13 protein-coding genes are annotated in these 8,220 nt (G+C 73.5%); 11 read left to right on the top strand and 2 right to left on the bottom strand.

Annotated features, from left to right (window positions below):
- The 3 genes from pth2 to ACQUQ1_RS12735 form a co-directional block, all read left to right on the top strand.
- On the top strand, positions 1-336 hold a 336-nt coding region (pth2, locus tag ACQUQ1_RS12745), incomplete at its 5' end, for a peptidyl-tRNA hydrolase Pth2 (protein ID WP_435064679.1).
- Positions 336-1,754: a tRNA pseudouridine(13) synthase TruD gene (truD, locus tag ACQUQ1_RS12740; RefSeq protein WP_435064678.1), complete on the top strand. Its 1,419-nt coding sequence runs from the start codon at positions 336-338 to the stop codon at positions 1,752-1,754. The genes pth2 and truD, both read left to right, overlap by 1 nt.
- A 119-nt stretch (positions 1,755-1,873) precedes the next feature.
- Entirely contained in the window at positions 1,874-2,683 is an 810-nt protein-coding gene (locus ACQUQ1_RS12735) for a formate/nitrite transporter family protein (RefSeq protein WP_435064677.1), read from the top strand.
- Between the two features lie 54 nt (positions 2,684-2,737).
- Here the strand turns inward: ACQUQ1_RS12735 and ACQUQ1_RS12730 are convergent, their stop codons facing one another.
- The gene (locus ACQUQ1_RS12730; RefSeq protein WP_435064676.1) at positions 2,738-3,493 is read right to left on the bottom strand and encodes a CehA/McbA family metallohydrolase; all 756 of its coding nucleotides are present in this window, start codon (positions 3,491-3,493) and stop codon (positions 2,738-2,740) included.
- 90 nt (positions 3,494-3,583) lie between these two features.
- Between ACQUQ1_RS12730 and ACQUQ1_RS12725 the strand changes: the two genes are divergently transcribed.
- Entirely contained in the window at positions 3,584-4,702 is a 1,119-nt protein-coding gene (locus tag ACQUQ1_RS12725) for a mandelate racemase/muconate lactonizing enzyme family protein (RefSeq protein ID WP_435064675.1), read from the top strand.
- Positions 4,703-4,791: 89 nt separating this feature from the next.
- Complete coding sequence (locus ACQUQ1_RS12720; protein ID WP_435064674.1) at positions 4,792-5,562, top strand: DUF2103 domain-containing protein; 771 nt, start codon at positions 4,792-4,794, stop codon at positions 5,560-5,562.
- A gap of 49 nt (positions 5,563-5,611) precedes the next feature.
- On the opposite strand, the gene ACQUQ1_RS12715 is transcribed toward ACQUQ1_RS12720, so the two are convergent.
- Positions 5,612-6,100 (bottom strand): bacterio-opsin activator domain-containing protein, encoded by a 489-nt coding sequence (locus ACQUQ1_RS12715; protein WP_435064673.1) that lies wholly within the window; start codon positions 6,098-6,100, stop codon positions 5,612-5,614.
- A 134-nt stretch (positions 6,101-6,234) separates the two neighbouring features.
- Here ACQUQ1_RS12715 and ACQUQ1_RS12710 point away from each other — a divergent pair, with 134 nt between their 5' ends.
- The 6 genes from ACQUQ1_RS12710 (at position 6,235) to ACQUQ1_RS12685 (ending at position 8,192) form a co-directional block, all read left to right on the top strand.
- Positions 6,235-6,513 (top strand): 50S ribosomal protein L37ae, encoded by a 279-nt coding sequence (locus ACQUQ1_RS12710; protein WP_435064672.1) that lies wholly within the window; start codon positions 6,235-6,237, stop codon positions 6,511-6,513.
- Positions 6,514-6,542: 29 nt separating this feature from the next.
- On the top strand, positions 6,543-6,677 hold the full coding sequence (locus ACQUQ1_RS12705; protein WP_435064671.1) for a DNA-directed RNA polymerase subunit P: 135 nt from the start codon (positions 6,543-6,545) through the stop codon (positions 6,675-6,677).
- 10 nt (positions 6,678-6,687) lie between these two features.
- A complete protein-coding gene (locus ACQUQ1_RS12700) occupies positions 6,688-6,945 on the top strand; it encodes a KEOPS complex subunit Pcc1 (RefSeq protein ID WP_435064670.1) in 258 nt (85 codons plus the stop codon).
- Positions 6,946-7,222: 277 nt separating this feature from the next.
- Complete coding sequence (locus ACQUQ1_RS12695) at positions 7,223-7,606, top strand: prefoldin subunit beta (protein ID WP_435064686.1); 384 nt, start codon at positions 7,223-7,225, stop codon at positions 7,604-7,606.
- Positions 7,607-7,609: 3 nt separating this feature from the next.
- Entirely contained in the window at positions 7,610-7,870 is a 261-nt protein-coding gene (locus ACQUQ1_RS12690; RefSeq protein WP_435064669.1) for a DUF3194 domain-containing protein, read from the top strand.
- A 112-nt stretch (positions 7,871-7,982) separates the two neighbouring features.
- Complete coding sequence (locus ACQUQ1_RS12685) at positions 7,983-8,192, top strand: HVO_0649 family zinc finger protein (protein ID WP_435064668.1); 210 nt, start codon at positions 7,983-7,985, stop codon at positions 8,190-8,192.
- The last annotated feature ends 28 nt before the right edge of the window (positions 8,193-8,220 follow it).

Here is an 8,220-nt window from a genome sequence, read left to right as displayed (position 1 = left end):
AAGCAGGCGGTCGTCGTCCGCACGGACCTGGGGATGGGGACCGGGAAGCTGGCCGCGCAGGTCGCGCACGCGTCGCTGTCGGCCTACGAGGACACCGACGAGAAGACGCGGCGGGCGTGGAAGGGGGAGGGGCAAAAGAAGGTCGTGCTGAAGGCGGCCGGGGAGTCGCAGATCTTCGAGCTGGCCGACCGCGCCGAGCGCGAGGGGCTCCCGAACGCGGTGATCCGCGACGCGGGCCACACGCAGCTCGATCCCGGGACCGTCACGACGCTCGCGGTGGGCCCGGGCGAGGAGTCGATCGTGGACAAGGTGACCGGCGACCTCTCGCTGTACTGATGCGGGAGGCCCACCCCCGCGAGCGCGCAACCGGCGTCGACTACTACGTCAGCGACGCCGACGGCATCGGCGGCCGCCTGCGCGTCGCCCCCGAGGACTTCCGCGTCAGAGAGCGCGAGCGGATGGACCCCGAGCCGCTCGACGCGCCCGCGGGGTCGTACCCGTTCCTGCTCCTGCGGGCGACCCTCCGCCGCTGGGACACGAACGACTTCGCGAGCGCGCTCTCGGACGCGATGGGCGCCAGCCGCGAACGGGTCTCGTGGGCCGGCACCAAGGACAAACACGCCGTGACGACCCAGCTGTTCACCGTGCGGGACGCCGACCCGGAGGAGATCCCCGAGGTCGACGGCGCCGAGGTCGAGGTGCTCGGCCGGGTCGGCCGCGCGCTCACCTTCGGCGACCTCGCGGGCAACGAGTTCGAGATCCGCGTGCGCGAGACCGCCGGCGACCCCGACCCGATCACCGCCGACCTGCGGGCGTTCGCCGCCGGCGACGACGCGGGGGAGGACGCCGCCGCCGGCGACGCGGAGGCGGACGTGGACGCGGCCGCCGCGGGCGACGCCGACCCCGCGTCGCTCCCGGACGAGGGTCCGGTCGCGGTCGCCGTCCCGAACTACTTCGGCCACCAGCGCTTCGGCAGCCGCCGGCCCGTCACCCACGAGGTCGGCCTCGCGGCGGTCCGCGGCGACTGGCGCGGCGCGGTGCTCGCGTACTGCGGCAACCCGAACGAGGCCGAACCCGAGGACTCCCAGCGTGCCCGCGAAGTCGTCGAGGACGAGGCCGGGAGCGACAGCCCCGACTGGGAGGCCGCCCTCGACGCCATGCCCGGCCGCCTGCGCTACGAGCGGTCGATACTCCACCGCCTCGCCGACGGCGCCGGCTGGCGCGAGGCGCTGGAGGCGGTCCCCTCGAACCTCCAGCGGCTGTTCGTCAACGCCGCGCAGTCGTACGTGTTCAACCTGATACTCAGCGAGCGCCTGCGCCGCGGGCTGCCGTTCACCCGTCCCGTCGAGGGGGACGTGGTCGCGTTCGTCGAGCGCGACGTGCCGTTCCCGAAGCCCGACACGGACCGCCTCCAGCGGGCGACCGCGGGCAGGGTCGACACGCTCGCGCGCCACTGCGGGCGCGGCCGGGCGTTCGTCACCGCGCCGCTGGTCGGCACCGACACGGACCTCGCGGGCGGCGAGCCCGGCGCGATCGAACGCGAAGTGCTCCGCGAGCTCGACGTGACCCCCGGCGACTTCGCGCTCCCGGGGGAGTTCGAGTCGAGCGGCACCCGGCGGGCGGTCCTGCTCCCGACGGACCTGACGGTCGCCGAGCGCGAGGGCGACCCCGTCTTCGAGTTCGCCCTGCCGTCGGGGTCGTACGCGACGGCGCTGCTGCGGGAGTATCTGAAGTGCGACCCCGAGCGGCTGTGAGGCCCGGCCGGGGGCGTGCGGCCCCGGCGGCGCCGGCCCCGGTCGCGGGCGTCGGCCGGCGCCCCCCGACCAAGCTTTAGCACGCTGTCCGGCGTAGTGGTCCGATCGGGGTGGTATCCGTGGGCGACAGCGGCCCCGAACTGACCGACACGGCGACGCAGAAGCCGACCCGGCGCGTCCTCGGGTCGCTGATAGACAGCGGCGTCCACGAGATGAACCGCGAGTGGTCGGGGCTGCTCCTGTCGGGGCTGTCGGCGGGGCTCGACATCGGCTTCGGCCCGCTCCTGATGGGGGTGGTGCTCACGCTGTCGGAGGCGGGGTTCGGCGACCTCACCACGGAGCTGTTGCTGGCGAGCGTCTACTCCGTCGGCTTCATGCTCGTCATCCTCGGGCGGTCGGAGCTGTTCACCGAGCACACCACGCTCGCGGTGATCCCGGTGATCGACGGGAGCGCCACCCCGCGACAGCTGATCCGGCTGTGGGGGCTGGTGTACGTCGGGAACGTCGCCGGCGGCGTCGTCTTCACGCTGCTGGCGGTGCTCCTGCTGCCGGGTCTCGGCGTCGTCTCGCCGGCCGCGTTCGAGACCGTCGCACGCAAGCTCGTCGACCACGACCTCCGGTGGCTGCTCGTCGCGGGGGTGTTCGCGGGCTGGCTGATGGGGCTGCTGGCGTGGCTGATCGCGGCGGCACAGGAGACGATCAGCCGGCTGATACTCGTCTGGATCGTCGCCGGCACGATCGGGATCCTCCACCTGCCCCACTCGATCGCGGGCAACGTGGAGGTGCTGTTCGGGCTGCTCGTCTCCCCGGCGATCACTCCGCTTGATTACCTCGTGTTCCTCGCCCTGGCGACGGTCGGGAACGCGGTCGGCGGCGCGGTGTTCGTCGCGCTCCTGAAGTACGCGCACGTCGTCCGGGGCGCGAACTGACCGGGCGGCGGGAACGGGGAGACGGGAGGGACAGCGGGCCGCGGATCCCGCGGCCTACCCGTCCCCGAGCGACGCCGGCCGGGGTGCCACGTACGGGAGCGCGGCCGTGAGGCGGTACGTCGCCTTCCGGAGCGACCCCCTGGCGTACTGCCGGGCGCTCCGGTGGACCGGGGTCCGCCGCCCGCGGAGGTCGGTGTCGCCGGCGCGGATCGCCTCGACCACCGTCGAGGCGTCGATCGCCTCTGGGGGCGTCCCGGCGTCGACGGACGGGAGGGTGACCTCGGTGTAGGCCCGACCGACGTGCCGGATGGAGTGGGCGTCGCTGGCGCCGAGCATCGGGTAGTCCCGGCGGGCCGCGAACGTCCGCGCCCGGCGGTTTCGGTAGCCGGTGAACACCATCGAGTTGTACACCTCGATCCCGTCGCAGTCCCCGAGATTCCGCTTGCGGACGCCGTGGCGACTGCGCTGGAACGGGTGCGGGACGACCGCGACGCCGCCGCCCTCGCGGACCCGCTCGACCGTCTCGTCGAACGGACGACCACGCGGGGGACACTCCTCGACGCCGATCGCGAGCAGGTGGCCGGCCGCGGTCGACACCTCGACGCCCGGGATCCCGACGAGGCCGTACTCGTCGGCGATCTCCGCCGCGTGCAGGGAGTCCTCGATGGCGTCGTGGTCGGTCACGACGACGCCGTCGAGCCCGATGTCGGCCGCGTGTTCGAGGACGAGTTCGACGGGGTCGTGGCCGTCGTAGGAGCCCTCCGAGTGGACGTGCGGGTCGATCCGCACCGTCGCGCCCCGGTCGGTCATCGGCCCACGTTCGTGCCTGGGAGGAGAAAGGGTATCGGCCGCGGCCGCCGCCGACCAACTGTTAACACGGACCGCGCCCTCGGCGGGCGCATGGAGATCCGCGAGATCCGGACCGTCCCGCTCGCCGTCGACCTGGACGAGCCGGCGGGCCTGTCGCGCGACCGGTCGATCGGCCGGCGCGCCGCCGCGCTCGTCGTCGTCGAGACCGCCGACGGGAGCCGGGGAATCGGCGAGGCGGTCGGCCCCGCGCCGGCGACGACCGGGCGGCTGATCGACGCCGAACTCGCCCCGAAGCTCGTCGGCGATGACCCGCTCGACGTCGAACGGCACTGGGCGCGGATGTGCACCGAGGACCTGTACGACCACCCGCGCGGCGAGCGAACCGCCGCCGCCAGCGGGATCGACATCGCGCTGTGGGACCTGGCAGGCAAGCACTACGGCGCGCCGGTCCACCGACTGCTCGGCGGCGACGCCGGGGCCACCGCCGCCGGCGACGGCCGTCTGCGGGCGTACGCGAGCGACCTGTTCTGGGACGACCCCGACGCGATGGCAGAGCGGGCGGCGGGGTACGTCGACCGCGGCTTCGACGCGGTGAAGTGTCACCTCGGGCGCGGCCGCGACGCCGACGAGGCCCGGGTGGCGGCGATGCGCGAGGCGATCGGCGACGCCGCCCTCATGGTCGACGTGAACTGCGGCTACGACCGCGCCGAGGCGCGGCGGGTCGGCCACATGCTCGCCGACTACGACGTCTACTGGTACGAGGAGCCGCTCGAACCGCGGGACGTCGAGGGGCTCGCGGAGCTCCGCCGGGCGCTCTCGACGCCGATCGCGGCCGGCGAGAACCGGTTCACGAAGTGGGGGTTCCGGGAGCTGTTCGAGGCCGGCGCCGTCGACTACGCGATGCCCGACGCGATGCGGTGCGGCGGGATCACCGAGACCCGGAAGGTGCTCGCGCTCGCGGAGGCGTTCGACGTGGTGCCGACCCCGCACTGCTTCGCCACGGGCGTCGGGCTCGCGGCGACGATGCACGCGATGGCGACCTCCCCGGCCGCGCGGTGGCTCGAACTCGACGTGACCGGCTTCCCGCTGCTGGAGCCGCTGCTGTCGGACGGGCTCGACCTCGCGGGCGGGACGGTCGGCGTCCCGACGGGGCCGGGCCTCGGCGTCGAGCTCCCCGACGAGGTCGTCGCGGAGTACGGCGTCGAGTGAGCGCGCGGCGTCAGGTCGACCGTCTCGTCCGACCCGCCTCGGACCGCCGAACGGACGCGCTTATCCACGCGCTCCCGCAAGGGCGGGCAATGAACTGTCGGCGGTGCGGCTCGCCCCTCCGCAAGCCCGGGGACTACTGTCTCGCCTGCGACACCGCCAACTGCGAGAGCGTCGTGGTCGACTTCGACGAGGACCGCGCGACCCTCACGATGATCGACTTCGAGCCCGAACACGCCGGCGACGACTTCGACCCCGCGTCGCTGGTGCTCGGGGAGACGACCGTCACGACGGTCCCGGACGACGGCGAGCAGACGGCGCCGGTCCAACTGCGGAACTTCGCGGGGCGCGTCGCCGACGAGGTGCGCCGCAAGCGTCCCGAGACGGTGTACGCGGCCGGCGAGCGCGCGCCGCTGCGGGAGGCGCGCGCGCAACTGCACTACGAGTTCTACCGCGTTCCCGACGACGACCCGGTCGGCGCCGTGCTGGCGCGCCGGGGCGACCCGGGGCTGGCGGTGGTCGAGACGGCGCCCGAGGAGAAGATCGGCGGGTCGCACTCGACGCTCATCGGCGAGCGGGCGGGCATGAAGGCGATCCTCGCCGCCGCCGAGCACCCGCACGTCAAGAAGGTCATCCCGGGTCCGATCGACGCCGGCGGCTCGGGCTCGCGCACCGGCCTGCGCGCGAAGGTGACGCGCGCGGACGAGCACGGGAACGTCCGGCTGCTGCTCCGGGACGGGTCGAGCGTGCAGGAGAACCGCGTCGTCACCACCGCCGGCGACCGCGAGACCGGCGAGCGGGTGCGCGACGACCTGAACGAGGTGCTCGGGGAAGCCGGGTTCGGCGAGGACGGGGAGCGGTAGGGGGGCGCGAGCTGGGGACGGCCGGCGTCGTCGGCGGCGGGGCGACCCCTCAGACGGCGCCTTGGTCGCCCGCGAGGCCGTACTCGTCGGCCTCGGCGCGCGGGTCGGCGCGCTCGTACAGGGCGTGGAGGGTGAACGAGACGTCGCGCTCGCGGCAGCTGTCGCGGTACGCCGCCAGCGCCTCGCGGTCGGGGAACTGCACGCGGACGTTCCAGCCGGTGTGGTCGCCGCTGGCCGACACCGGCCGGGCGCCGGTGTCCTCGAACACGTGGTAGACGGTCCGCCGGGTCGTCTCGGGCGCGAGCGTCGCGCGGTAGAACCGGAAGTCGGGTCCCTCCCCGAGCACGCGGACGTCCTCGACCGACCCGTCGTCGGCGAGGGCGTCCTCGAAGCGGGTCAGGTCGTCGCCGCGCGCGAAGAACTCGAGGCGGCTCGTCTCGCCCTCGACGGTCCGCTCGAGGTCGGCGGTGACCTCGGGGGCGGCCGCGAGCGCGTCGCGGAGGACTGGCGTCGACAGGTGGAATTCGGCGATGAGCATTCCGGCGGTCTCCTACCGACTACCGGCCAGCCACGGGGATAAACCTGTGCCACCACGTGACCTGCCCGCACCCCTCCGCGCCGGCGGACGCGATTCGCGGGGTTTTTGACGCCGAACGGCGAAGCGACTCGCATATGGCTGAACAGCAGAAGGCGCGGAAGGTCGGCAGCGCCGGCCGCTTCGGCGCGCGATACGGGCGTGTCGCCCGCAAGCGCGTCTCCGACATCGAGGACGGGATGAACAACGCGACCGTCGACGGCGACTCCGTCAAGCGGCTCGGCACCGGGGTCTGGGTCAACGAGGAGACCGGCGAGACGTTCACCGGCGGCGCCTACCGGCCCGAGACGCCGGGCGGCCGCTCCGTGCGACGCAGCATCCGCGAGGCGCTCGACGAGGAGAGCGTCGACGAGTAAATACCGCTGGAGCCCCCTCTCTCACACAGATGAGCTACAAGTGTTCCCGGTGCAAGCGCGACGTCGAGCTCGACGAGTACGGCGGCGTGCGCTGCCCGTACTGCGGGCACCGCGTGCTCCTGAAGGAGCGCGCCCCCGACGTGAAGACGGTCGACGTCAACTGACGCGGGCGCCGTGCCCGACGCGTACGACCACCGCGCCGTCCTCTCGTTTCCCTACCCCGACCGGCGGCGCGCCCGGACCGTCCACGAGGCGGTGCGGGTGGAGGCCGGCGACATCGACGACGACCGGTCGACCGCGACGGCGACCCGCGAGGGCGCGACCGTCGAGGTGACCGTCCGCGCCCGCGACCTCGTCGCCCTCCGCGCGGGCGTGAACACGTGGACGCGGCTCGTCGAGACGGCCGAAACCGTCGCGGCGACTGCCGAGTAGGGCGCGGGGACCGCTCCGGCCCGTCCGCCGTCCGCGGTCTCGTTCGCTCGCTTCGCTCGCTCGCTCGACCGCGCTCTCTGTGGGCGGCGCGCCCGAGAGCGCGCCGCCGCTGTCCGGGACGCTCGCTTCGCTCGCGTCCCGCTTTTGTTGGCGGCTCGGCCCTTCGGACCTCGCCGCCGAACGTCCGCGGCCTCGGTCGGCTGCGCCTCCCTCGACCGCGCTCCCAATGACCGGGCTTTTCACCCCGAAGCCCGACCGTCGGAGTATGCAGGGTAATCTGCCGCCGGAAGCACAAGAGAAGATCGAGGAACTGCAGGACCTTCAGGAGCAGGCCCAGCAGCTCGCCGAGCAGAAGCAGTCCACGCAGTCGTCGCTGACCGAGGCGAAGGCCGCGCTGGAGGCGATGGAGGACATCGACGAGGACGCCACCATGTACCGCGAGGTCGGCGAGATCCTCGTCGAGACCGACTACGAGACCGCCTACGACGACCTCGACGAGAAGGTCGACACCCTGGAGCTGCGCGCCGAGCGCTTCGACTCCCAGGAGGAGAAGGTCCAGGAGCAGTTCGAGGAGCTCCAGCAGGAGCTCCAGCAGATGCTGCAGGGCGGCGCGGGCGGCGGCCCGGCGGGCATGGGCCCCGGCGGCGCCGGCGGCGCGTAAGCCGTGAGCGACGACGGCCCCGACCCGACCGACGAGGAGGTCGTCAGCGCCGCCAGCGAGGCCGCTGAAGGGGTCGTGCTCGACCGGTACAAGCAGTCGGAACTCCGCGACTTCGACGTGACCGTCACGTTCGAGGAGGGCGTCCTCGACGTCGACGTGTACGTCAACCCGCCGGCCGACGCCGACGCGGACGCCGACGCCGTGGCCGAGGAGGCCGCCCGCGCGGCCCGCGACGCCGTCGACGACCTGTTCGGCGAGGGGTGAGCCCGGACCCGCCCGTCCCCGCCGTCCCGGACGGGGCCCCGGGAACCGCTCCCGATATCCTCTCGAACACCTGATAACAACGCTCTTGTCCGTCGGCGTGGTATGTCATATCATGGCATCCAGGCGCAGGGGCGGCACGACCCCGCTCGAACTGTATCGGGAGCGGCTGCGCGAGTCGCCGCGGTGCGGTGAGTGCGGCTACACGGACGAGGGCGGGGAGTGGCAGACGGCCTACCGGGAGCGTCGGCTGGTCTACCGGCACGTCTGCCCGCGCTGCGGCGCCATCGAGCGGCGCGTCTTCCGGCTCAACGGCGAGAACTGACCCGCGGGTCACCGACGAGGGAGCCGCG

This window comes from Halobaculum sp. EA56 (assembly GCF_051195075.1).
Classification (GTDB): Archaea; Halobacteriota; Halobacteria; order Halobacteriales; family Haloferacaceae; genus Halobaculum.
Note: the sequence above shows the minus strand (reverse complement) of the source record. Positions and strands in the feature narration are given on the sequence as shown.